General features: G+C 34.4%; 31 protein-coding genes and 1 riboswitch. Of the genes, 29 read left to right on the top strand and 2 right to left on the bottom strand.

Going from position 1 to position 24,003, the window contains the following annotated elements:
* Nucleotides 1-2 precede the first annotated feature (2 nt).
* The 21 genes from EZV73_RS07315 to EZV73_RS07215 all read left to right on the top strand — a co-directional run bounded on the left by EZV73_RS07315 (nucleotide 3) and on the right by EZV73_RS07215 (nucleotide 14,623).
* Nucleotides 3-704, top strand: coding sequence for a type II secretion system F family protein (locus tag EZV73_RS07315; protein WP_240839598.1), 702 nt, complete (start codon nucleotides 3-5; stop codon nucleotides 702-704).
* Between the two features lie 8 nt (nucleotides 705-712).
* Nucleotides 713-913 (top strand): hypothetical protein, encoded by a 201-nt coding sequence (locus tag EZV73_RS07310; RefSeq protein ID WP_240839597.1) that lies wholly within the window; start codon nucleotides 713-715, stop codon nucleotides 911-913.
* Nucleotides 871-1,296 (top strand): hypothetical protein, encoded by a 426-nt coding sequence (locus EZV73_RS07305; protein WP_240839596.1) that lies wholly within the window; start codon nucleotides 871-873, stop codon nucleotides 1,294-1,296. The genes EZV73_RS07310 and EZV73_RS07305 overlap by 43 nt, the downstream gene beginning before the upstream one ends.
* 19 nt (nucleotides 1,297-1,315) lie before the next feature.
* Nucleotides 1,316-1,711: a hypothetical protein gene (locus tag EZV73_RS07300; RefSeq protein WP_240839595.1), complete on the top strand. Its 396-nt coding sequence runs from the start codon at nucleotides 1,316-1,318 to the stop codon at nucleotides 1,709-1,711.
* A 1-nt stretch (nucleotide 1,712) separates the two neighbouring features.
* Nucleotides 1,713-2,282 carry an SAF domain-containing protein gene (locus EZV73_RS07295; protein WP_240839594.1) on the top strand — a complete coding sequence of 190 codons (570 nt, stop codon included), beginning with the start codon at nucleotides 1,713-1,715 and terminating at the stop codon, nucleotides 2,280-2,282.
* Between the two features lie 74 nt (nucleotides 2,283-2,356).
* The gene (locus tag EZV73_RS07290) at nucleotides 2,357-3,886 is read left to right on the top strand and encodes a response regulator (RefSeq protein WP_240839593.1); all 1,530 of its coding nucleotides are present in this window, start codon (nucleotides 2,357-2,359) and stop codon (nucleotides 3,884-3,886) included.
* 42 nt (nucleotides 3,887-3,928) lie between these two features.
* Entirely contained in the window at nucleotides 3,929-5,068 is a 1,140-nt protein-coding gene (locus EZV73_RS07285) for a class I SAM-dependent RNA methyltransferase (RefSeq protein WP_240839592.1), read from the top strand.
* Nucleotide 5,069: 1 nt separating this feature from the next.
* On the top strand, nucleotides 5,070-6,200 hold the full coding sequence (locus EZV73_RS07280) for a DUF5711 family protein (protein WP_240839591.1): 1,131 nt from the start codon (nucleotides 5,070-5,072) through the stop codon (nucleotides 6,198-6,200).
* A gap of 8 nt (nucleotides 6,201-6,208) precedes the next feature.
* Nucleotides 6,209-6,913, top strand: coding sequence for a CvpA family protein (locus EZV73_RS07275; protein ID WP_240839590.1), 705 nt, complete (start codon nucleotides 6,209-6,211; stop codon nucleotides 6,911-6,913).
* A 9-nt stretch (nucleotides 6,914-6,922) separates the two neighbouring features.
* A complete protein-coding gene (gene yedF / locus EZV73_RS07270; protein WP_240839589.1) occupies nucleotides 6,923-7,510 on the top strand; it encodes a sulfurtransferase-like selenium metabolism protein YedF in 588 nt (195 codons plus the stop codon).
* The gene (locus EZV73_RS07265; RefSeq protein ID WP_240839588.1) at nucleotides 7,510-7,758 is read left to right on the top strand and encodes a DUF3343 domain-containing protein; all 249 of its coding nucleotides are present in this window, start codon (nucleotides 7,510-7,512) and stop codon (nucleotides 7,756-7,758) included. The genes yedF and EZV73_RS07265 overlap by 1 nt, the downstream gene beginning before the upstream one ends.
* An 8-nt stretch (nucleotides 7,759-7,766) precedes the next feature.
* Entirely contained in the window at nucleotides 7,767-7,994 is a 228-nt protein-coding gene (locus tag EZV73_RS07260; RefSeq protein ID WP_240839587.1) for a DUF951 domain-containing protein, read from the top strand.
* A 112-nt stretch (nucleotides 7,995-8,106) separates the two neighbouring features.
* Nucleotides 8,107-8,394 carry a 30S ribosomal protein S6 gene (gene rpsF, locus EZV73_RS07255; protein ID WP_240839586.1) on the top strand — a complete coding sequence of 96 codons (288 nt, stop codon included), beginning with the start codon at nucleotides 8,107-8,109 and terminating at the stop codon, nucleotides 8,392-8,394.
* 8 nt (nucleotides 8,395-8,402) lie between these two features.
* Complete coding sequence (locus tag EZV73_RS07250; RefSeq protein WP_240839585.1) at nucleotides 8,403-8,906, top strand: single-stranded DNA-binding protein; 504 nt, start codon at nucleotides 8,403-8,405, stop codon at nucleotides 8,904-8,906.
* 20 nt (nucleotides 8,907-8,926) lie between these two features.
* Entirely contained in the window at nucleotides 8,927-9,154 is a 228-nt protein-coding gene (rpsR, locus tag EZV73_RS07245; RefSeq protein ID WP_240839584.1) for a 30S ribosomal protein S18, read from the top strand.
* Nucleotides 9,155-9,286: 132 nt separating this feature from the next.
* On the top strand, nucleotides 9,287-9,472 hold the full coding sequence (locus EZV73_RS07240) for a DUF6440 family protein (RefSeq protein WP_240839583.1): 186 nt from the start codon (nucleotides 9,287-9,289) through the stop codon (nucleotides 9,470-9,472).
* 1 nt (nucleotide 9,473) lies between these two features.
* Nucleotides 9,474-10,058: an NUDIX hydrolase gene (locus EZV73_RS07235; RefSeq protein ID WP_240839582.1), complete on the top strand. Its 585-nt coding sequence runs from the start codon at nucleotides 9,474-9,476 to the stop codon at nucleotides 10,056-10,058.
* A gap of 126 nt (nucleotides 10,059-10,184) precedes the next feature.
* Nucleotides 10,185-10,601, top strand: a complete 417-nt coding sequence (locus EZV73_RS07230) for a MarR family winged helix-turn-helix transcriptional regulator (RefSeq protein ID WP_240839581.1) — start codon at nucleotides 10,185-10,187, stop codon at nucleotides 10,599-10,601.
* Nucleotides 10,602-10,608: 7 nt separating this feature from the next.
* The gene (locus EZV73_RS07225; protein ID WP_240839580.1) at nucleotides 10,609-12,330 is read left to right on the top strand and encodes an ABC transporter ATP-binding protein; all 1,722 of its coding nucleotides are present in this window, start codon (nucleotides 10,609-10,611) and stop codon (nucleotides 12,328-12,330) included.
* Nucleotides 12,327-14,177 carry an ABC transporter ATP-binding protein gene (locus EZV73_RS07220; RefSeq protein ID WP_305037111.1) on the top strand — a complete coding sequence of 617 codons (1,851 nt, stop codon included), beginning with the start codon at nucleotides 12,327-12,329 and terminating at the stop codon, nucleotides 14,175-14,177. The genes EZV73_RS07225 and EZV73_RS07220 overlap by 4 nt, the downstream gene beginning before the upstream one ends.
* Before the next feature lie 14 nt (nucleotides 14,178-14,191).
* On the top strand, nucleotides 14,192-14,623 hold the full coding sequence (locus tag EZV73_RS07215) for a hypothetical protein (protein WP_240839579.1): 432 nt from the start codon (nucleotides 14,192-14,194) through the stop codon (nucleotides 14,621-14,623).
* 24 nt (nucleotides 14,624-14,647) lie between these two features.
* Here the strand turns inward: EZV73_RS07215 and EZV73_RS07210 are convergent, their stop codons facing one another.
* Nucleotides 14,648-15,184 carry a ribonuclease H gene (locus EZV73_RS07210; RefSeq protein WP_240839578.1) on the bottom strand — a complete coding sequence of 179 codons (537 nt, stop codon included), beginning with the start codon at nucleotides 15,182-15,184 and terminating at the stop codon, nucleotides 14,648-14,650.
* Nucleotides 15,185-15,289: 105 nt separating this feature from the next.
* Here EZV73_RS07210 and EZV73_RS07205 point away from each other — a divergent pair, with 105 nt between their 5' ends.
* The 5 genes from EZV73_RS07205 to mgsA all read left to right on the top strand — a co-directional run bounded on the left by EZV73_RS07205 (nucleotide 15,290) and on the right by mgsA (nucleotide 19,910).
* The gene (locus EZV73_RS07205) at nucleotides 15,290-16,384 is read left to right on the top strand and encodes a metallophosphoesterase (protein WP_240839577.1); all 1,095 of its coding nucleotides are present in this window, start codon (nucleotides 15,290-15,292) and stop codon (nucleotides 16,382-16,384) included.
* On the top strand, nucleotides 16,377-16,835 hold the full coding sequence (locus EZV73_RS28870; protein ID WP_240839576.1) for a winged helix-turn-helix transcriptional regulator: 459 nt from the start codon (nucleotides 16,377-16,379) through the stop codon (nucleotides 16,833-16,835). The genes EZV73_RS07205 and EZV73_RS28870 overlap by 8 nt, the downstream gene beginning before the upstream one ends.
* Before the next feature lie 37 nt (nucleotides 16,836-16,872).
* A complete protein-coding gene (locus EZV73_RS07195) occupies nucleotides 16,873-18,312 on the top strand; it encodes a M1 family metallopeptidase (RefSeq protein ID WP_240839575.1) in 1,440 nt (479 codons plus the stop codon).
* An 81-nt stretch (nucleotides 18,313-18,393) separates the two neighbouring features.
* Nucleotides 18,394-19,515 carry a chorismate mutase gene (locus EZV73_RS07190; protein WP_240839574.1) on the top strand — a complete coding sequence of 374 codons (1,122 nt, stop codon included), beginning with the start codon at nucleotides 18,394-18,396 and terminating at the stop codon, nucleotides 19,513-19,515.
* A complete protein-coding gene (gene mgsA, locus EZV73_RS07185) occupies nucleotides 19,512-19,910 on the top strand; it encodes a methylglyoxal synthase (protein WP_240839573.1) in 399 nt (132 codons plus the stop codon). The genes EZV73_RS07190 and mgsA overlap by 4 nt, the downstream gene beginning before the upstream one ends.
* A gap of 340 nt (nucleotides 19,911-20,250) precedes the next feature.
* Here mgsA and EZV73_RS07180 read toward each other — a convergent pair whose 3' ends face one another.
* Nucleotides 20,251-20,490, bottom strand: a complete 240-nt coding sequence (locus EZV73_RS07180; protein WP_240839572.1) for a thioredoxin family protein — start codon at nucleotides 20,488-20,490, stop codon at nucleotides 20,251-20,253.
* A 291-nt stretch (nucleotides 20,491-20,781) separates the two neighbouring features.
* Nucleotides 20,782-20,954, top strand: a riboswitch (cobalamin riboswitch).
* Nucleotides 20,955-21,037: 83 nt separating this feature from the next.
* Here EZV73_RS07180 and EZV73_RS07175 point away from each other — a divergent pair.
* From EZV73_RS07175 to EZV73_RS07165, 3 genes are all read left to right on the top strand, one after another.
* Nucleotides 21,038-22,033: an ABC transporter substrate-binding protein gene (locus tag EZV73_RS07175; RefSeq protein ID WP_240839571.1), complete on the top strand. Its 996-nt coding sequence runs from the start codon at nucleotides 21,038-21,040 to the stop codon at nucleotides 22,031-22,033.
* A gap of 88 nt (nucleotides 22,034-22,121) precedes the next feature.
* Nucleotides 22,122-23,168 carry an iron ABC transporter permease gene (locus EZV73_RS07170; RefSeq protein WP_240839570.1) on the top strand — a complete coding sequence of 349 codons (1,047 nt, stop codon included), beginning with the start codon at nucleotides 22,122-22,124 and terminating at the stop codon, nucleotides 23,166-23,168.
* Nucleotide 23,169: 1 nt separating this feature from the next.
* Nucleotides 23,170-23,940: a heme ABC transporter ATP-binding protein gene (locus tag EZV73_RS07165; protein ID WP_240839569.1), complete on the top strand. Its 771-nt coding sequence runs from the start codon at nucleotides 23,170-23,172 to the stop codon at nucleotides 23,938-23,940.
* The last annotated feature ends 63 nt before the right edge of the window (nucleotides 23,941-24,003 follow it).

Below are 24,003 nucleotides of genomic sequence, written 5' to 3'. Positions count from 1 at the left end.
TTATGTTATTAATTAAGTTTATTATCCTTATAGCCATATTCACCCAAGTTATATTTGTCAATCAGTTATTAACACTGAATCATCATAATTTTGATAAATATACGCTAAAGGTGAACATTCACTGGATTGTCATTGGTCTTTCGACAGCACTGGTTATTATACATTGGTCGTTATTTATTCTCTTACTACTTATTTATGCCTTAGTCTATTCCTACCATCAGAGTTGGATGATAAAAAGAAAAAAAAGATTGATTGAGTTCTATGGTTACAAAATATTTAAGTTTCTGATTAACCAAATATCATCAGGCATCTTGGTCAGTGATGCCATAAAATCCATGTATAGAGTGGTAGATGAAAAACACCTGAGAAAGACACTGATTGATGTATCTGCATATTATGCTAAAACCAGTGACCTCCTGGTATCATTGGATATTTTAAAAGAGAATTACAAGGGAATGGAAGTGGACACCCTGTGTATGGCAATTGAGCATGGTATATATACAGGCACCAATTACGATACTCTAAAGAAAATGGAACAACTCTTATTTAAACGCTATATAAACCAGATTAAATTAGAAACAAGATGGCGAAAAAAAAGATCCATATTGTCGGTACTTCTTTTGTGCAGCATCATGATATTTATGATTGCCATACCCGTTGTAATGGATATGATGGATGCTTTTAACCAAATATTTTTGTATTAGGAGGAATTATGTTTAATTATTTGTTTATAAGATTGAAAAACAAACGTGGAGAATTGGGGATAGGGACAATCGTCAGTGTGGCCATAGCTATTATAGTTGCTGGGTTTGTCTTAATTCCTGGCATGAGAGGTTTCGCTCAGATGGTTCTAGATAGCATGGATGCCTGGTGGCAAAATACTGTACAAACCAGTATCTTTCCAACAACATAATGGACGTATCTAGTATCTTAACCATGTCACTTGTCCTGATTATTCTATTGGTATTTATTGTTTTTGCCTTGGAGCTTATGATTCCCATACAGCTTAAGTTTGAGATGAATGGTATCTGCAGAGGTTATATATATAAAATTGAATCCAATGGCAAATTGTCAGAAGAGGAATCCGATAATCTTAAAGCTTCTTTAGAAGCAATTGGACTAAAATCTCCATCTATAGTAACAGACAATACCGGCAATAAATTTGGAGACAAGGTGACTTTATCAATTACATGTGAATACACTCACGATAGGTTGATTAACCTATATCATAGATCTGGAGAAACATTGGAACTTAGTTATGAGAGAACATACTTCATTAGAAAAATTGAAAACTAAAAGGGGAGAAAGCAGCATTTTGATTATACTTTTAGCTGCAGCAATCATTATTTTTCTAATCCTTCCACTGGTTGCCCTTATGTTTGATAAGGCCTTGGTCAAGCTAGCCATACAAACCATAACAGACGAAATTGATCTTCAAATGTATCAAGTATATCAGTATCTGGACATAGAAGAACTCAGCACAAAAGACCTGATCTTAAAAGGAGATATGGTATCGGCTCTTAACCAGGCCTTGGTACTGGAACATCCTCAAGTTAAGTTTATTGACGTCCAGTCCATTCAACTTGAAAATCGACTTTTAGTAATGAAATTTGAACTTAAGTTAAATCCTACATTGTATAGAGAAATCTATGCTTTAGATAAGACCTATAAGTTTGATTATTTTATGAAGATGCCTATAAATGGAGAATAAAATGAAGAAAATATCTGTGAAATTAATTGTTTTGATTGTGGCTTTTGTTTTGCTGACAATTTTAGAAATGGTTATAAATGAAGACAAACCGGAAACCGAGATGATTGCAGTTTACGTTGCCAGTGAAGAAATTCTTTCTGGTACACAAATACAGTCCTACATGATAGAAGAAGTTTCTATTCCAAAACATCTTTCTTCTGCTTATATAGCCACAGGTCATATTAATGGTTATACCACAACCACCTTACAGCCAGGTGAGTTTATATACAGTCATCAGTTATCTGATAAATCACCTATTTCGCTTATGGAAAATGAAAGAATGATCACCATTAAGTGTTCCGTTGTCGAAGGCAATGGGTGGTTATTTAAAATCAATGAACTTGTAGATGTTGTTATGGTTCATAAAGATGGTCGAGTCTTAATAGAAGATGCTAAAGTCTGTAGGCTCTTTAATGATGAAATGGATGACTCCATGTTACAATATATGTCTTTAGTCGTGAATACAGAAGCATCATATAAGTATTATGATAATTTGTCAAAATCACAAGTTTATATTTCAAAGAAACATTGATTTCAGAATGGATTGTCACTGATTAACCATATATGATACAATGAACGTGTATCTATAACAAACATGGAGGTTATATGGATAACGTTCAGGTACCATTTTATGATGAACAATCATTAAAGCAATATTATAATGCCTTAGAATATTTGCCAATATATGTTGTGAAATTAGATCTTGACTTGAATGTCGTTTGGGCCAATCGATTTGCTAAGGATTTAGATGAGAATTTGTTAAATCATCGCTGCTATAGAAATTTTAATCCTGATATGGAACAGTGTACTTTCTGTCCAGTGGTTAGAGGCATAGCATCAAAGCAAACTGAAATATCTTTGATAGAAATAGTTGAAGAATCTGATAAAATATTTGAGGTAACAGCAATTCCGTCATTTGATGAGGAAGGCAATATTGATGGTGTTTTTGAAGTGCGAAGAGACGTTACAGTCTTAATTAATCATCAGAAAACAAAGCATGAACCTAAATCTAAAAAAGTTAAGGATGAACGTTTTTCTGCAGATAACTTACTGGATATAGTAACAAATGAGTTAAGAGAGCATTCAGAAAATGTACTTGAGTTACATACAAGACTAGGGTCTGGAAAAATGTCTCAAGATCAAAAGTTAAGTTATGCCAGTATGAGAACATCAATTGTTAAGATGCAAAACATCATGTCGAATATCACAATGATGCGTAACCTAAACAAGGGCATCATAAAATCAACCAAGAAGAAAATGAGCTTGAAAGATCTTATTATAGAAAAGTTTGATTACTATAGAAGTAAAGCAGATTTTAATGGTAATAATTTCGATTATAAGTTTGATTCAAGTATTCCTGCAAAGTTGGTATTTGATAAGACTAAAATTGATTTGATTTTATCCAATCTAATTGATTATAGTATGACACATACAACAAATAGATATATTAATTTACTTACTGCACTTGTTGATGAAAGTAATGAACAAGTTAAAATAAGCATAAAAATAAAAAATGTCGGTTCTATCAGTATCCATGATACTGTGGAAAAGGATCACGAAGTATATGTACGTAATAATTTAGCGCTCAGTGTCATTAAAAATTTAGTTGAAAGTTTAGACGGTCACTTTAAGATGACACCAGTCAGTGGTTATGGTGTTGATATTGAGTTGACGCTGGTAATGAAGAAACCTTTTACAGCTTCTAGGTTACCGATGTTTAACAGGATAACGCAAGAACTTAGAAGTAAAAAAGAGCGTATCATCTTGTCTGAGCAAACAGGTAAGAAGAAAATTCTGGTTGCCGAAGATGAACCGATTGGTAGAATTACTTTAGAGCAGATGCTAAAAAATGATTTTGAAGTTATCTTTGCTAAAAATGGTAAGGTCGCTGTAGAAAAGTATTTTTCGGAACAACCTGATTTGGTTATCATGGATATTATGATGCCAATTATGAATGGATTTGATGCATTCGATCAAATAGAGAGAAATTCTATAACAAGGGTACCGATCATAGCATGTACGGCCAAGGTTATAAATTCTGAAAAGGAATATTTGAAGAGCTACGGTTTTGATGATTATATTGCCAAACCCGTCAATCTTAAGACTTTAAGAGAGATGATAAATCGTCATATATAGATGCTGTCATCTTTTCTTTCAGTTAAAATGAAAGGAAATAAAATGAAATTTAATTTAATAGCAACTGCAACTTTTGGTATTGAGGCCATTGTTGGAAGAGAACTGAAATCTCTTGGATTTGAAGATGTAGTTGTTGAAAATGGTAGGGTACTATTTACAGGTAATGAAAGAGATATATGTAGGGCTAATATGTGGCTAAGAACTGCTGACCGTGTCTTTATACAGGTGGCTGAATTTAAGGCAACAACATTTGAGACCTTATTTAATCGTGTAAATGAGATTCCATGGGAAAATTATTTGCCTTTTGATGCTGAGTTTCCTGTGAACGCAAAGTCAGTAAAATCTAAGCTATTTTCATTATCAGACATACAGAGTATTTCTAAAAAGGCAATTGTAAAAAGATTGGGTACCTTATATAACAAAGATTGGTTACCTGAAACTGGTGCTAAGTATTCAATACTTGTAGGCATCTTAAAGGACACAGTAACAGTAAGCATAGATACATCGGGTGTTGGACTTCATAAGAGAGGTTACCGTGAGCAAGGTCACCATGCACCTTTAAAAGAAACACTTGCTGCTTCTTTAATAAATATTTCTAGATGGCAAGGTAAAATCCCATTAATTGATCCTATGTGTGGTACGGGAACAATAGCTATAGAAGCTGCCTTAATCGGTAGAAATATTGCACCGGGCTTGAATAGGAAATTTGACTTTGAACAGTGGTCTATCATACCTGATGATGTATTTAAGGCTGTTAAAAAGGAAGCTTATGAAAAGATAGATTATGATGCACCTCTTCATATTGAGGCATACGATAAGGATCCGAGAGCCATCAAAATTGCACGTGAAAATGCTGAAATAGCAGGTGTAGAAGAGGATATTCATTTCCAAGTAAGAGATGTTAAAGATTTAAGTTCTAGTAAGAAATATGGTTATATCATTACGAATCCGCCTTATGGTGAGAGATTAAATGAGTTAGAAGAAGTTCAAGAGCTGACACGTGTGATGTCTAATAGATTTGAAATGTTAGATACATGGTCAAAATATGTTTTTACAGCATTTGAAGATTTTGAGAAATTCTATAATAAAAAATCTACTAAAAATAGAAAACTCTACAATGGTAAGTTAAAGTGTTATTTCTATCAATACTTTGGTCCTAGACCACCACGAAAGAAGGATTAAGGTGGCAAGGAGGAAAAAGCCATTATCTAAAAGATTGGCTTCATTAGGGTTGTTTGTTGTTGTTGCTCTATTTGTGTTCAATTTTAACTTCTTGTTAAAGCAAACTTTGATCTTATTAAATATTGCAGATTTAAACTGGACTTCAATTAAGAAGATTGATGTAGAGATGGACCAAAACCTTGAAAAGGAAGCTGTTGTTTTTGCCTATAACAATACTGTAATCGTCAGTGCCAACAATGAAATTAAGTTGTATGACGAAAACGGTGATATGATTAATGCTAGAAAAATTACTTCCGACAATACTAAAATTATTGGTATGGATGAATATTTTGCTGTTGCAGACTTGCTTCAAGGTAACATCTTCATATTAGACTACACAGGTAAAACCGTTGGACAAATTGATAATTTAGGTTCTATACAGGATATCATTTCTACCAGTAACAACTATTTTGTTGTAATTACCCTAAGCAATCAGTTGAATGTCTATGATTCTCAAGGTGTTTTAAATTCTAATGTACAGTTGCCAGAAGGAGAGCTTTTAGGTTTAGATTTATCTTCTGATAAGGCCCAGGTTATTACAACTATATTATCTTCTGATAAGTATCAGTACAATTCAAAAATCATCACTTATAGTATGAAGGATAATCTGATGATAGGCGGTCATAATAATTATAGCAACATTGTCTATGGCGCTAAGGTTTATGATGACCATATTATGATAGTTGATACAGGTGGCCAGCATGCTTATAGGATTGGTGATTCAGAGGATTACACTTGGAGTATTGAACGTGAGGGTGAGCTTCAGTATTTTGAAATTGATCAAAATGGTTCTATTTATGAGTTAACAAAAGTAGAGAATTTTACAGATATAATATTCAGATTAAGTGCAACAACAAAAGATGGTAAGGAAATATTCAAAAAAGATTTGGAACAACAATTTACTAAAATTGTATTAACACCGGGTAAAGTTTTATTACAAAACGACCGTATTCTTGAAATATATTCAAGTGATGGTATACTTCTAGCATCGTATGAAAGTAACAAAAAGATTAATGATGTGGAATGGCTAAATTCTGAGAGATTGATAATCGAGTGTAATGATTATACTGAAATCTTAGAATTGGCTTATTAGAGGTTGATATGAATTGGTTAGATTTTGTTATAATAGGTATTCTGGTTATCAATGTTGGTTTGGGTTGGTTCAAAGGTTTGATACGATCTGTTGTGAACTTAATAAGCATTGTGGCTGGTTTTGTTTGTGCTAAGATGTACCATATGGAAATGTACAGAGAGCTGAATACCCGTTTTGATCTATTAAATAAGCTAAAAACAGGTATAGCAGATACTTTTAGTCATGTGGAAATGCCTGAACTGGCAGATGCTAAGTTGATGACAACCGATCAGTTGACAGGCCAATTACCAGAATCAGAGGTGGTTTCATCTTTGATCGAAAATTTTATTAAAAGCGATCAGTTTGAGGCGGTTATTCATAGCAGTGTTGATAATTTTTCAGAAGCTTTTTCAACATGGTTGTCTGATAAACTGCTTATAATCGTTTCTATGTTTACAATCTTCATATTGGTTTATTTGGGCATTAGAATTATAGGTTATGTTCTAAATTCTCTCTTCCAGCTGCCTGTACTCAAGGGTGTAAATAAGTTGTCGGGTCTTTTATTTGGCTTGGCAAAAGGTATGTTTTTTTCAATGTTATTGGTTATATTTATTGTTCTATTAGGACCAATTATGAGTAATTTAGGACTTGTGGAAACCTTGGAGAATTCACAAGTTGCCATATATTTTTATAAGTACAATATTGTTATGATGATATTTGAAGGATTAATTTAAGGAGGCATTATGCAAACAACTGTAGATGCAAGAGGACTTGGTTGTCCAGTACCAGTAATCAAAACTAAAAAGGCTTTAGAATCGATTGAATCAGGCAATGTATTAACAATAGTTGACAATACAACTGCTAAGGAAAATGTAACAAAACTTGTCAAAAGTCTTAATTATGAATTCCATGTAGTAGAAGATAATGGTGAGTTTTACATTGATATTACCAAAGGTGAAGGTGTAGAAGTAGCTGTTAAAGATACAGGTAACTTCTTTGACTCTGTTGTCGTATGTGGTTCAAATAAGTTTGGTGAAGGTGATCCAGACTTAGGAGAAATTCTTATAAAGGGTTACTTCTATACATTAAGCGAGTTAGATGTGGTACCTAAGGCAATTATTTTCTTGAACTCAGGTGTACATTTAACAACAACAAACTCTAAGGTTTTAAAAGATTTAACAATATTAGAAAGCAAGGGCGTAGAAATTATCTCTTGTGGTACATGTTTAGATTTTTATGATTTAGCCTCTGATCTAGCTGTTGGTGGCGTATCAAACATGTATACCATTGTAGAGCATATGAACAACAGTAAGAAAGTGATCAGAATTTAATGAGTTATTTAGTAATTACATTTGAGTCGACGCACAAGGCAATTAAGGCAGAGAAGCAATTGGCATCTTTGGATGTAGAAATCATTCCGACACCACGTCAGTTAAGTGCCAATTGTGGTATTTCCATTAAAGCTCGTGTTGAAGACTTGGAGCAAATAAAAGAGAAGATGGAAGGTTCATACGGTGATATGAATCAAGCTTATGAAGTACACCAAGAAGATGGTGCACTTACATTTAAGAAACTTTAGGAGGATTTATGCCACTTAATTTACTTGTAGGCGATGTTATCACAACTAAAAAAAATCATCCTTGTGGCAGTCATGATTTTGAAATCATGAGAACGGGTATTGATTTTAGAATAAAGTGCTTAGGTTGTGATAAGCAGATATGGATTGAAAGAAGAAATTTAGAGAAAAGAATCAAGAAAGTTGCCCGTGGTGAAGCGTCTTTTACCAAGGATCAACTCGAGATAAAAAATAAATAAAATAATTGTTGAACTCATGTGAGTTTAGTGATATAATATTGTGGCGTAATAGAAAAGACTATTACTCTCTGCTCCAAATCAGGAGCCAATTAGACCATAGGGAGGTGTAAAAATGAGAAAGTATGAAACGCTTTTCGTATTAAAGACTAATATGGAAGAAGCTGCTCGTGTAGCGTTAATCGAGAAATTCACTGGTATCATTGCAAACGACGGTGAAGTGACTAACGTTGATGAGTGGGGTTCAAGAAAATTAGCTTACGAGATTGAAAAACTTACTGAAGGTTACTATGTATTAGTAGATTTCAAAGCTAATCCAGAGCTTCCAAGAGAACTAGAAAGAAATTTCAAAATCTCTGATGATGTTTTAAGATACGTGGTTATTAACAAAGAAGAAAAGTAGGGGGCCGAATGAATCAAGTCGTATTAATAGGACGTTTGACGAGAGACCCTGAATTAAGATTTATCCCTAGCAGTGGTACAGCTGTTGCAAGATTTGCAATTGCTGTAAATAGAGAATTTAAGCGTGAAGGTCAACCGGATGCTGATTTCTTTAATATTGTTGTATGGGGTAAGTCAGCAGAAAATTGTGCTAACTACTTAAAAAAAGGTAGATTGGTAGCAATCAATGGTAGAATGCAAAACAACAATTATGAAGATAAAAATGGTGTTAAGCATTATACAATTGAAATTCATGCAAACAGAGTACAGTTCTTGGAGTGGGGCGATAATAACAACAATAATAACGCCAGACCACAACAACAAGGCGGGTACAATCAAGGTTATAATAATCAACAAAATTATAATCAACCACAACAACAACAACAATATCAACCGCAACAACAGAATAACCAAGCTCAAGATGATTTTGGTGGATTCCAAGCGATTGATGGAGACGATGATATTCCATTCTAGAGAAAAAGGAGGACAGAATAATGGCTTTTAAGAGACCTGGAAACAGAAGAAAAAAAGTTTGTCAATTTTGCCAAAACAAAGATTCTCAAATCGATTATAAAGATGTAAAGAAATTACAAAGATACCTTTCTGAAAGAGGTAAGATTTTACCTAGAAGAGTTACTGGTACTTGTGCTAAGCATCAAAGAAAACTTACAATCGAAATTAAGAGAGCTAGAGTTATGGCTTTATTACCATTCGTTAAGTAATTAATGTAGACCGATATTTAATATCGGTCTTTTTAGTTGTAAAAAATCTTTGACTGAGGTCATTTTTTTTAATAAATGAGTTGGTATTTATCCCTTTTAGTATTAAAGTAGATATAAGAAAGGGGACTTAATATGTTTGGTTCAAAAGAGAAGAGATTTAAGATCCTTCATGAGGAAGGTGCAGTATCTGTATTCCGAGTGATACAGGATACTAAAACTGGCGTGAATTATTTGTATGCTGGCATAAGCAGTGGTGGTGGTATAACGCCTTTACTAGATAAAAATGGTGAAGTTGTTGTAACAACTGTAGAGGACTAGAATGAAAATAAAACGTGTAGAAAAAATTAAAGAATTAAATTACTTGCATGGCTATAGAATTCACTATAAAACTAAGAATGGCCAGGATAAGGCATGGGAACTTGTCTCGAGAGGCGATAAGAAGAGGCTGGACAAGGAACTCTTTGACAATCATTCTTATACAGATGGCGCTATGGTTTTTGCAGTCAATGAGGAAAAAACACATGTTGTCATATTAAGAGAGTATAGAGTATCGGCTGGCAAGTATATCTATATGTTACCTGCTGGATTAATCGATCATGATGAAGATATAAAAGATGCTGCCGTCAGAGAGTTTAGGGAAGAAACGGGTTTGAAACTCTATCCTGAATATGTCGAAAAAGAACGTTATACTTCTGTTGGCATTATCAATGAAAAGGTCAATATAGTTTATGGTAGATTCTCTGGTGAGCCAACAAAAGCTTATCAAGAGGAGAGTGAAGATGCAGATATCTTTATAATTGATAAAGAAGAGGCCATAAGGATTTTAAATGAAGAAGAAGTTTCAATTAGATCTGCCATGCTTTTACAGCAGTTCTTTTCAATACATCCATACTTTAATGGTTAAGACATTCTTAGGAGTGTCTTTTTTTGGTTAGAAATTTAACTATTAAAAGACTATAAAATGATAGATTTTTGAGTCAATTAGTTATATTATATAATAGTTATAAAATATAACTATTAGGAGGTAGAAATGAATACACAATTAATTGATGATGTTATTCGAGTCATGCCGGTACTACATAAAAGTTTTTTTCATGGTATTAAGAAAACGGATTTTAGAAAATACACAGGTATTTTAATGCATATTAGTGATAATGATGGATATTCTATGTCGTATTACTGTGATAAGATGTACATCTCTAAGCCCAACTTAACCAAGGCCATAGATGCATTAGCTGAAGATGGATTTGTTGAAAGAAGAGAAGATCCTGATGATCGTAGAAAAACAAATATCTATGTAACAGACAAGGGTAAAGAAGAGGCAAGGAGTAAGTGGGAAGGTTTAAGAAAACATGCCTTAGAAAGACTGAGTGTCTTGAGTGAAGAGGAACTCGAAGAACTTCATGTACATGTACTGGGTATGCATAGAATATTAGAGAAGGTTTAGGTGGTATATGTTTAAACTGTTTAAGAATTTAAAACCTTATTTACTGGGAGTAGTCGGTGTGCTTGTTCTGGTATTTATACAAGTTATGTCTGAACTTTACTTGCCAACATTAATGGGCAATATTGTAGACAATGGTATTGCCAAGCAGGACATCAACTATATCTGGAAAACAGGTGGTTGGATGCTTTTAATCACCCTAGGTGGTACGCTTGCAGCACTAGCAGCTAGTTTTTTATCATCTCGTATTGGTATGGGATTTGGTAGAGATTTAAGAAATAAAGTATTTAGGAAGGTAGAATCGTATTCGCTTCACGAGTTTGATGAGATTTCTACACCTTCACTTATCACGAGAACAACCAACGATATAACTCAGGTTCAGAATGTTGTCACAACCATTTTAAGAATGTTTGTTAGAGCGCCAATTATGGCTATTGGTGGTATCATTATGGCAGTTTCTAAGGATGCAACATTATCTTTGATTCTTGTCGGTGTTGTGATTGCACTTGCGGTGATTATAGGTATCGTTGCTAAAGTCAGTTTGCCCCTATTTAAATCTATGCAGAAAAAAATAGATAAGTTGAATATGGTTGTAAGAGAAAGACTGTCAGGCGTTAGAGTTATTAGAGCTTTTAACAGGGTGGAAAATGAAAAAACTAAGTTTAAAGCTGCCAATGACGATCTTACAGATACAACGATCAGAGTCAACAAGATCATGGCACTTTTGATGCCTTTAATGATGCTTTTAATGAATGTAACGACCATAGCAATTATGTGGTTCGCATCTTATAGAATTGATGCTGGTAACATGATGGTTGGCGATTTAATTGCCTTTATCCAGTACGTGATGCAAATCATGTTTGGCCTTGTCATGACGACCATGCTATTTGTACTTGTACCAAGAGCTTCAGTATCTGCAGTTAGAATCAATGAAGTCCTAGATAAGGATCCAGATATTGTTGACAATCAAAAAACTGTTGAGTTTGAGAAAAAAGGTCATTTGGAATTTAAAAATGTTTCATTTAAATATCATGGTGCAGAAGAAAATGCCATTGAGAATATATCCTTTGAGGCTCTTCAAGGACAAGTAACGGCCATTGTAGGTGGTACAGGGGCAGGAAAGTCAACCTTAGTTAATATGATCCCTAGGTTCTATGATGTATCAAGTGGTCAGGTACTACTGAATGGTCAAAGAATTGATCAGATGAGTCAAGCTCAGTTAAGATCGAAAATTGGTTTTGTACCACAGAAGTCTATCTTGTTTACTGGTTCCATAAAAGATAATGTTGCCTTTGGTAATGACAGTCTTTCAGATGATGATTTAAATCATGCTTTAGATATTTCTCAAGCAGAGTTTGTATATGAAAAAGAAGAAGGAGTAAAGTCTCAAATATCCCAAGGTGGTACCAATGTTTCAGGCGGTCAAAAACAGCGTTTATCAATTGCGAGGGCGTTAGCTAAGAAACCTGAAATTTATGTCTTTGATGATTCTTTTTCAGCCCTTGATTTCAAAACTGATGCCAAGTTAAGAAAGGCTTTAGAGGAAGAAACGAAAGATGGTACTGTTATTATTGTTGCACAGCGTATAGCAACAGTGATGAATGCAGATCAGATACTCGTATTGGACAATGGTAAAATAGTTGACTCTGGTACGCATCAGGAGCTTCTAAATATGAGTGATGTCTATAGAGAAATTGTTTACTCTCAAATGGGAGAGGAGGAAGTATCATGACAGAAAAAAATCAAGAAAGAAAAAGAGGCAGAGGGCCCGGTCATGGTCCAGCAATGGGACGTCCTGTAGAAAAAGCCAAGGATTTTAAGGGAACCTTAAAGAGACTTTTAGGATATCTTAAACCGAGAAGGGTCCAGTTGATCTTTGTCATTATTTTCGCAGTGATTTCAACCATATTTTCAATTGTAACCCCTAAGGTATTAGGACTAGCAACAACCAGTTTATTTGAAGGATATTTTGCCAAAGCTCAAGGGTTAGGTGGTATTGATTTTTCATATATTTTCAACATCCTTTTAATTGTGGGGATACTCTATTTAATCTCCTTTGCCTTTTCATATCTTATGCGATATATCATGGCAGGTGTTTCTCAAAATACCGTGAGAACCCTTCGTGAGGATGTCAGTAGAAAGTTAAGTCATTTGCCTTTGAAGTTCTTTGATTCTAAAGCTCATGGTGATATTTTATCAAGAGTCACCAATGATATAGATACGGTGAGTTCAACTTTAGAACAGTCTATGACTCAGATGATTACGGCAGTGATTACCATCATCGGTGTTATTGTTATGATGTTATCTATAAGTCCACTTTTAACATTGGTTGTACTCATTACTTTACCTATGAGTATCTTTATTACTAGAAAAGTGGCTAGTACATCTCAAAAGTATTTCAAAGCACAGCAAAAAACTTTAGGTCAACTCAATGGCCATGTAGAGGAAATGTACACAGGGCACCAAGTTGTAAAGCTATTTAATTATGAAAAGCAGTCTATAGAGGATTTCGAAAAAGTCAATGATGAACTTTATAATGTAAGCTGGAAAGCTCAGTTTATTTCAGGTATCATCATGCCTTTGATGACACTTGTTAACAATATCGGTTATGTATTTGTTGCTGTTGGTGGCGGTATTATGGTTGCTCAGCGTGGTATGGCTATTGGTGATGTTCAGGCCTTTATTCAATACTCAAAATCTTTTGGTCAGCCCATTGTTCAAACGGCTTCTATTGCCAACTTGATTCAATCGACAGTTGCTGCTGCAGAACGTGTTTTTGAAGTACTAGATGAATTAGAAGAAGAGTCTTTAGAAAAGGGCAGAGAGTTAGACCAGATACATGGTGATGTAAACTTTAATCATGTTAAGTTTGGTTACAGTGATGATAACATTCTTATGGAAGATATGGACATCCATGTCAAGAAGGGTCAGACAGTCGCTATAGTAGGTCCGACAGGCGCCGGTAAAACAACTTTGGTGAATCTTTTAATGAGATTTTATGATATACATGAGGGTTCTATCACTGTAGACGGACATGATATTGTAGACTTTAACAGGGGCTATTTAAGAAGTCAATTTGGTATGGTTCTACAAGATACATGGCTTTTTAATGGCACCATCAAAGAAAATATAGCCTATGGCCGCGAAGATGCGACAGACCAAGATGTTTACAAGGCTGCAAGGGCTGCTTATGCAGATCATTTTATCAGAACACTGCCAGATGGCTATGATACTGTCTTAAATGAAGATGCAAGCAACATCTCACAAGGACAAAAGCAGCTTTTAACAATTGCTAGAGCTATTCTTGCCAATCCATCTATATTAATTTTGGATGAGGCAACTTCAAGTGTAGATACAAGAACAGAAGTATATATCCAACGTGCCATGAACAGATTGATGGAAGGAAAAACCAGCTTTGTTATTGCCCATCGGTTGTCTACAATACGTGATGCTGATATAATATTAGTAATGAATGAAGGTACAATTATAGAACAAGGAAACCATGAGTCTTTAATGAATCAAAATGGTTTTTATGCTGATTTGTACAACAGTCAATTTACAACAAATACAGCAGTTTAGAAAGGGGCCCAGTGATGGATTGGAAAAAAGAATTAGAAGAAGCACATCAACTAACTAGAGATCGACGTTTTGAACTAGCAGCTACCAAGTATAAAGAGATTATAGAAGGTAGTGAAGGTGAACCAGTGTATCATTATTGGGCAATCAAACACTTTGCTGATATTGTTGGTATGTTGTTTATGAAAGATTATTTTAGAGCCATCGATATGTATCAAAAGATCATCAATGAATATGAAGAAGAAGATGGTTTATATGAGTGGTGTCAGGTAGATATGGCTAAAACCTATATGTTATGTGGTATGGAGATGTTTGAGTCATATGATAACATGATGGATATGTTAGAGCCGATTGATAACCATATGGCAGAATACATTGAAGGTATGAAAGAAAAAAGAGATGATTACTTTACGGATCGTGCAGAAGTCATCTATAAGAGTAGAATGTAGGAGTGGCTTGCCACTCCTTGTTTTTTAGCGATTTTCGTCCATGCCGATATTAGCCAGTTCATCTGCACGGTTGTTCATCTTAATCAGATACTTGTAATCCTCTAAGTTGATGTTTCTCTGTGTGATGAACTTCTTATACCACTTGTTGACTTCAGCTGTTTTGTTGACATCTAGATGACCCTTGACCTTAAAGAAGGTGACTTGGTTAAAAGAACGAACCAGATCTAGAAGTTCAACCCATAAAGCCTTGTTTTCTACAGGTTGCTTTTTAGAATTTTTCCAGCCATTTTTTTCCCAGTTGACATACCATGATTTTCTGAAGCACTCAACGACATAAGCGGAGTCAGAATACACCTCAATGTTGACACTTTTATCTGTGATCAACTTCATAGATTCTATAACACCTAAAAGTTCCATAATGTTATTGGTCGTATTTTTATCACCACCATAAATTTCTTTGAAGTTTTGACCGTATTGTAAGATGGCACCATAACCACCTACATTGGTTTCATGTTGATTGCCTGAACAGGCACCATCTGTATATAAATATATTGTTTTCATATTTCACCTCGACAATATTATAACATCAAACCATTTGCAAGTATAATCGATTTATCATATGATTATACATGTTAAGATATTTCCTAGGAAATAAAAGGAGCTTAATTGAAAACAGTAAACTTAGATTTAAGAGATAACTATAAAATAGTGGTTATCAGTGATGTACATGGCCATAAAGACCATCTGGATATGTTACTAAGAAAACTCCAATTAGATGAAGACGATATTCTTATCATCCTAGGAGATTTTATCAATAGGGGAAGAGACTCTCTAAAAACCTATGAATATATTAAAAATCTCTCTAAGAGGAAAAATACATATGTTTTAAAAGGCAATCATGAATACTTTATTCATACCTGCATCAAAGATAAGGATAAAATTGAAAGACTTCATGACTTTCTAAAAGAAGAATACTATGAAACTATAGTTGGTTCGGTACTTGATGAAAGTGATCATAACATACATACCATAACAAGTGATGAGCTTTTGGATTATTTTGATAGTCATGAGGTGGTGGCTTATCTTGAATCATTACCCATCTATCTAAGAGCAGACGGCCATGTGTTTGTACATGGTGGTTATGATGAAAGTTTTAAAGAGGAAGGTAAGTTCTTAAAATATGATTTTTATAATGATCTAAGTGGTATCAACAAGGACAAGATAGTAGTTGGCCACTGGCCGGCAAGTAACCTGAGATTTCATGACCTTTCAAACGTGCCCTACTTTAATGATGAAAAGAACATCATATTTGTTGATGGCGGTTTAGGGGTTAAAAAGACAGGTGAGCTGAATGCACTTATCATTAGCAAAGAAAATGGTAAGATAGAGTATACTTATGACCAGTATCATGATTTTATAGAAGGCACTATTATAATGGAACATGCCTTTAAGCACGAACCTCTTGTATATGTTAATTTTCCTCATTATCAGTTTGAGTTTATAGAAAAAGGCAAAGAGATGTCCTTGTGTAAACACAGCCATTCAGGCATGGTCTTTCATGTTTTTAATGGTTTGCTCTATGAAGAGGATGGTAAGTATAGACTAAAGACCAATTACATAAATAGGTTTTTAGATTTAAAAGTTGGCGATCAAGTTTATGTATGTGAGTGCTTTGAAGATTGTGTACTCGTTAAATACAAAGATGTTTTTGGATGGGTCAAAAGAAATCAAATTCAAATAAAAGGAGACAATTGTGGATAGATATGATTTAACAATTCTAAAAGAATTGCAAGACAATGGAAAACTGAGTATAGCTGAGCTAGGACGTATGATAGGTCTGTCTACAACAGCAACCAAAGAACGTGTTAAAAAACTTGAAAATGAAGGTGTTATCAAGGGTTATTCTGCTATCATTGATGCTTCAAAGGTAGGCTATGATATGACAGCTTATATCACTGTACCAGTTGGTAATTTAGAAATAAAGGAAATGGCAGATAAATTATCTTCTATGGAAGAAATTGTGGAATGTCACAAGGTAACAGGTAATACTTGTTTTTTAGTAAAAGTGCGCGCAAAAAATTCAGCTCACTTAGAACATCTGATAGATATGATTAATAATTTTGCCAAGAACACATACACTTATCTTGTATTGTCTACTGCCAAGGATGATCAACGTGTTATTTTAGATGAAGAAGCATTTGATGAAGCCTAGGCTTCATTTTTTGTACCAATATCTGTAGGAGGTTTTCATGAAAAAGATTGTATTGTTGATGGCTCTATTTTTAATGGTAGCTTGTCAAGCAGAGGAAATATCTGATCCTATTGTAAGCCAAGTTTATGAAGAAGATGCCTATACTGATTCTGACTTGGATGAGTATAAAATCGATGCGGTATTAGATGATGAAAAAAGAGTGATTGATGTGAATCAAGTCATCACTTATACCAATCGGGAAAATGTTGATCTAGATAAGCTGTATTTTCATCTGTATCCCAATGCCTTTTCTAAAGAAGCTCAACCATCTATAACAGGTAATACAAAAGGTGTAGAAAACTTTGGCGCCATAGAAGTATCTTCTATTATAATAGATGGACAAGTTGTTGATTTTAATAAGGGGCCAACACTGACATCCATTTATGTACCATTTGACTTTAAAATGGGTCAAACATATAAGATAGAAATGGCCTATCAAGTTAAAGTATCCGATACATCAGAACGCTTTGGTTATGATGGTGGTATTTATAACTTGGGAAACTGGTATCCGATCATTTCTGTATATGATGAAGACGGCTGGAACCTAGATCCTTATTTATCAATTGGTGATCCATTTTACAGCGACATGGCCAATTACGATATACATATAAGTGTACCGAGTGATTTTATTGTTGCAGCTTCTGGTTATACCATAGAAACGCTTCAAACGGATCTTTTGACTTATCATTTTAAAGGTGACAGAATGCGTGATTTTGCCATGGTGATTTCTGATCAATTTGAAATCATAAAAGAAAGTGTTAATGAGACGGATGTCTATCTTTACTATCCAAAATCTTTAAAAAAGCACAAATGGCTAGATGATGCACTAGCTTACGGTGTAGACAGCATAAGACTCTTTGAAGAAGTCATTGGTGATTATCCCTATAAGACATACAGTGTTGTATTAACAAATTTTCCATCAGGCATGGAATATCCAGGTTTGGTTTTTATTTCTAAAGGTTACCTTTTAAATTCTCAAGCTTCTTTAAGAAATGTCATTGTTCATGAAACCGTACACCAATGGTTTTACAATATAATAGGTGATGATGAAATAGACGAAGGTTGGATTGATGAAGGCTTAACAACTTATTTTACAGCCTATTATGAGAAAGAATTAATTGATGAGGATACTTATAATACCACTATGGAGAGATATCAGTCACGAGTGGATGCTTATGGCTTTGATGATATCGTTGTCGCCAAAACATCTTATGAGTTTGACAACTGGAATGACTATGGTGTGTCTGCATACTCAAAGTCAGCCCTTGTTTATCATGAGTTGTACAAGGCTTATGGAGATGATAAGGTGCGTGAGTTTGCAAAGTATCTTTATGAGAATTATGCCTATAAAATCTTAAAAGAAGAAGATTTAAGACAATCCATTGAAAGTGTATTTGGCCAAGAAGCGGGTAAAATACTAGATACATGGTGGTATTGACTTGACATATTGTTAAAAACGCACTAAACTACCTATAATATAAAAGTATGCTATGCATACTTTTTTTCAGTGAGGTGACCTATGAGAGACATAGAAGAATTAAGAAAAGATATTGATGGTATTGACAGAGAGCTTGTAAAGCTGTTTGAAAAACGTATGAAAGTTGTAGAAGAAGTGGCAACTTATAAGATCGCTACAGGCAAAGCCTTAAAAGATCCACAAAGAGAAGCTGCTTTGATTGAAAAAAATGTAGCATTATTAGAAGATTCAAGATTTGAGAGACTTTTGAGTGTCTTCTTTAAAGATATTATGGAATACAGTAGAACACATCAGCAAACTTTGATGACAGCAGTAGAAGACCAAGCACATGACCTTAAGAAAAATCCTATAGTAGGTTATCAAGGGATAAATGGATCTTTTTCAAGCATTGCTGTAAAGAAATTCTTTAAAGAATCGTATAGTACTCAATCTTTTACGACTTTTGAAGAAACTTTTGATTCATTGTATAATAATCAAGTAGATTATATTGTTTTACCAATTGAGAACAGCTCAACTGGTGCTATTAATGAGGTATATGATCTATTATTAAAATATGAAATGCAAATAATAGGAGATGTCTATTTAAATGTTAGACATAATTTGATTGGACAAGGATCGATTGATAAGATTCAAGCGGTTTATTCTCATGAACAAGGATTTAAACAGTCTAGAAAGTTTTTAAGTGATTTTGATTGGCAGCATTTTTCTTATTCTAATACTGCAGAGAGTGTTAAACATGTCAAAGCCTTAAATGACGAGACTTTAGCAGCCATAGCGAGTGTTGAGGCTGCAGAAGCTTATGGGCTGGATGTATTGGTAGAAAATATTCAGGACCATGATTACAACACAACGCGCTTTGTGGTTTTATCTAAAAAAGCCTTAAATGATGATCTTTCTAATAAAATCAGTATGGTTATCAGATTGTCGCATGAGCCAAGATCACTATTTAATGTATTGGAGTTGATTGCAAAATCAAACATCAATATGTTAAAAATTGAATCAAGACCTATTCCTGATAAGCCATGGGCCTATATGTTTTATATTGATATTGCAGGCAACATCAATGATGAAAAGACCAAAGAGACATTAGAACAAGTAAGACAAGCATGTCATTCTGTCTTAATACTAGGAAACTATTACAGTAGAAACGGAGTTAGTCAATGAAAATAGCATTAATTGCACATGATACAAAAAAACCAAAGATGATTCAGTTTGTACAAAAGCACCATGATATTTTAAAAGATCATGACTTATGTGCGACAGGTACTACAGGAAAAAAGATAAATGAAGCCAGTGGTTTAGAAGTGGAAAGATTTTTATCGGGTCCAATTGGTGGCGACCAGCAAATTGGTGCAAGGGTAGCCATTGATGAGATTGATTTGGTGATTTTCTTAAGAGACCCTTTAACAGCACAACCACACGAGCCAGATGTTCAAGCACTTTTAAGAGTATGTGATGTTCATCAGGTACCTCTTGCTACCAATGTAACGTCTGCAGAGATATTATTATACGGTATGATCCATAAAGAAGAGTGGAAAACTATTAGAGATGCATATTAAGCCGACTTAGTCGGCTTATAGTCGTTTTTGGTATATTATTCTAGCTTAGACTTCGATACACTTATATTGGAGGTGATTGCTATGAAAGACCACATATACAAAATTTTGATTTTCCAGGTCGACAAAGCTAATGAAATGATAAGATCATGTACACATAAGATTCATGTAAATCATCAGTTTTATAACGATAAAGGCGAACCATCTTGGCAACTTCATTCCAATAAGTGTCATCATGGCAATCTTTTTTGTAAGTAAGAACTCACAGGCTGGTCGCAATAAGTTCCTGCTCGTAACACAGAGCCAAAACTTTATGAAACCTGGACCAATAAAAAACGCAAGACTAGATTCTTGCGTTTATTTCTTTTATTAACTTCTTTTTACTCGGTACAGTACCTTTAAATAGAAGGTCTCCATTTATAACCAGAGTAGGTGTTGTCATCACACCATAGGCAACGATGGATTTTAAATCCTCTACCTTATCAATTTGGAGATCTAGTTGCTCTTCTTCTTTAATTTCTTCCAGCATTTTATAGACCTTGTCACATTTTTTACAACCCGTTCCTAATACCTTTATAATCATAAAATTCTCCTTTTTTTCATTATAACATGGATGTTAAGGAACTTAAATATGGATAACCTGTGTATAAGTCTGTGTATAATGTGGATAATAAAACAAGTGTTCGATTAGAAATGTTGAAGTTATCAACAAAAATTGTTAGTAAACCTGTACATATTGTGTATAAGTAGTGAATAAGTCATATATTTTGTGTATTGTATACATTATTAAGCTGTTTTTGAAGTGAATATGTGGATAACTTTTAAAAACCATGTGTTGTAAGAAACAATCTACTGTGATATAATTCACTTGTTAATTAAATAGAATGTTTAAGGTGCCGTAAGGATAATAGGGAATGAGGACGAGCCTCAGCAGCCCCCGCTACTGTAATTAGTGATAAACACACATAACCACTGGATTTTATCTGGGAAGGGTGATGTTTAGATGAACTAAAAGCCAGGAAACCTGCCTTAATCAAACAAATCAGCTTCGGAGGGAAGTCGCGATTGGTATGAAATAACCAAGCTGATTTTTGTCAGCTTTTTTTATTCCAACGCAAATAGGAGGAAAAATGAAGAAGTTAATCAGTTTACTATTAGTAATGATGATGGTATTTGCATTTGTTGGTTGTGGTGCCAATGAGGCAAATGAAACAAATACAGTAGAAAACACAGAAGTTGCAGAAACAACTGAAGAGGTAGCTGAAACAGAAGAAGCAACTGAAGAAGTAGAAGACGTTGTTGAATCTTACTATCCTGTATCTCTTACAGATGGTATGGGTAGAGAAGTAACGATTGAGTCAGAACCTATGACAGTAGTTTCTTTAGCACCAAGTATGACAGAATTGGTTTATGCTTTAGGTTTAGGTGATCGTTTAGTTGGTAGAACAGACTACTGTAACTTTCCTGAAGCAGCTTTAGAAGTTGATTCAATTGGATCATTAAGAGAGCCAAACTTAGAAGCAATTATAGCCTTAAATCCAGACTTAGTTTTAATGTCTACACATGCTAGTGAAGAAGTATTAGCCAAATTGGATGAAGCTGGATTAACAGTGGCAATCTTATTTGCACAAGAAAACTTCGATGGCGCTTATGAGATCATTGACCAAGCAGGTATGATTTTTAACGTTGAAGAAAATGCTACAGCTTTAGTTGATACAATGAAGGCTGATGTAGCAGCTGTCTTAGAGGCTGTTAAAGATGTTGAGAAAAAGACGGTATACTATGTAGTTGGTTTTGGTGAGTGGGGTGACTATACTGCTACTGGCGATACTTTCATTCATGAAATGTTAGAAATGGCTGGCGGTACAAATATCGCTGCAGACGGTGAAGGTTGGTCTTACAACTTAGAATCAATTATTCTTGCTGATCCTGAATATGTAATTTGTTCTCAAGTAGGAGATACAAAGACAATTTTATCTGAAACAGAAGGTTATATGGAGTTAACAGCTGTTAAAGATGGTAAATTAGTTGAAATTAATCAAGATTTATTATCAAGACAGGGACCTAGACTTGCAGAAGGTTTAAAGGCAATTGCTGAGTTGTTACATCCAGAATTATTTCAATAAAAAATAATGACTAGGCTTAGCCTAGTCATTCGCATTTAAGAGTTTAATAAAATTTCCTATTTTTAGAAATATTTGAAAGAAGATGAACATGCAAAGAAATAGAAAGAATTATCTACTGATACTCATGATGATTGTGGCACTGTTTTTTACAATTGTTGTTGCTTGTGTGATTGGGTCGGAGCCGATTCCCTTATCACAGTCTTTAAGGTTGATTTTAAATAAAATTCCACTGATTAATCAATTCATCAGTATTGAGGACATAGATATAAAAGTTCAAAACATCATTTATATTGTAAGAATTCCAAGAATCCTAGGTGCTACCTTGATTGGTATGGCCTTAGCGGGCTCAGGTGTTGTTTTCCAAGGTGTACTTAGAAATCCACTTGCTGAACCTTATATACTTGGTATTTCCTCTGGAGCTGCTTTAGGTGCAACTGTCACAATCGTGACAGGACTATCATTTACTATTTTTGGTTTAACATCGGTATCCATTGGTGCTTTTATTGGTGCTATTTTAACCATGGTATTGGTTTACAATATTGCAAGAGTTGGCATGAAGACATCTATAACGACCTTGTTGTTATCAGGTATTGCGGTAAGTTCTTTATTACAGGCACTTGTTTCACTTATGATATCTTTAAATAGAGACCAGGTGGAGAGAATCATATTTTGGACAATGGGGTCTTTATCTTCAATAAAGATGAGTCACATTGATGTGGTTTATATACCTATTTTAATCTCATTGTTGATATTTTTATTTTTCTCAAGAGACCTCAATGTTATGCTTTTAGGTGAAGAGAGCGCGACGTCTATGGGAATAGATGTTGTGATTCTTCGAAAGATACTATTGGTGGCAGCATCAGTTGCTACAGCTTTTTCGGTTTCAATCAGTGGTATTATCGGATTTGTAGGTTTGATTATACCGCATGCCATGCGTTTAGTTGTTGGACCTAATCACAAGTATTTAACACCAGCTTCACTTTTATTTGGTGCTATTTTCTTGATTGTATCTGATACAATTGCAAGAACTATCATTGCACCAGGTCAGTTGCCAATAGGTGTTATTACAGCAGTTGTTGGTGCACCATACTTTATATTCTTATTGTACAGAAATACCAACATCAGCAGGGGGTAATATGAGTAGAATACATGTTAATCAAGTAAATTTTTCATATGACCAAAAGCAGATTCTTCATGACATCACATTGGAGATGGAGAGAGGTAAGTTTACGGGTATCATTGGACCAAATGGTTCAGGCAAAACAACATTTGCAAAATTGATGAGCAAGCTCTTAAAGCCTGATGCTTCTACTGTATACGTAAATGATCAAGATATAAATACCATTAGGATAAGTGATTTGGCTAAGGTGATGGCTATGGTGCCACAGGCCAGTCAGATCAATTACGACTTAAGTGTTTATGAAGTGGTCATGTTAGGTCGAACACCTCATTTAAAGAGATTTCAAAGAGAATCTGACTATGATTTGAACTTAGTAGAAGAAGTGATGAAAGAAACCGATACTTGGCAGTACAAAGATCGTATGATACACCAATTAAGTGGTGGTGAAAGACAGAGGGTTATTATTGCTAGGGCTCTAGCTCAGGAACCCGAGATTCTTATATTAGATGAACCTGTTACCTACTTGGACATCCATCACCAACTACAGGTGATGTCACTCATAAAAGAACTATCCAATAAAAGAAATATGACCATCATTACCATTTTGCATGATTTAAATTATGCTTTAAAATACTGTGATCATGTTGTTTTGCTTTCAGAAGGACGCGTCTTTAAACATGGACAGCCTAAAGATGTTGTTACAAAAGACCATATAAAATCGGTTTATAACATAGATGTTAACATCATGGATCATCCAGTAACCAAGCATCCAATGGTGATCTTCTAACTCTCGAAAGAGAGTTTTTTATTTTTTTGTTGACAAAGTGCACTAATGGGGTGTACAATGAAG

Origin of the sequence: Acidaminobacter sp. JC074 (genome assembly GCF_022496765.1) — a bacterium.
GTDB lineage: Bacteria > Bacillota > Clostridia > Peptostreptococcales > Acidaminobacteraceae > JABXKX01.
The sequence above is the reverse complement of the archived record's forward strand: the minus strand, read 5'-3'. Positions and strand labels throughout refer to the sequence as shown.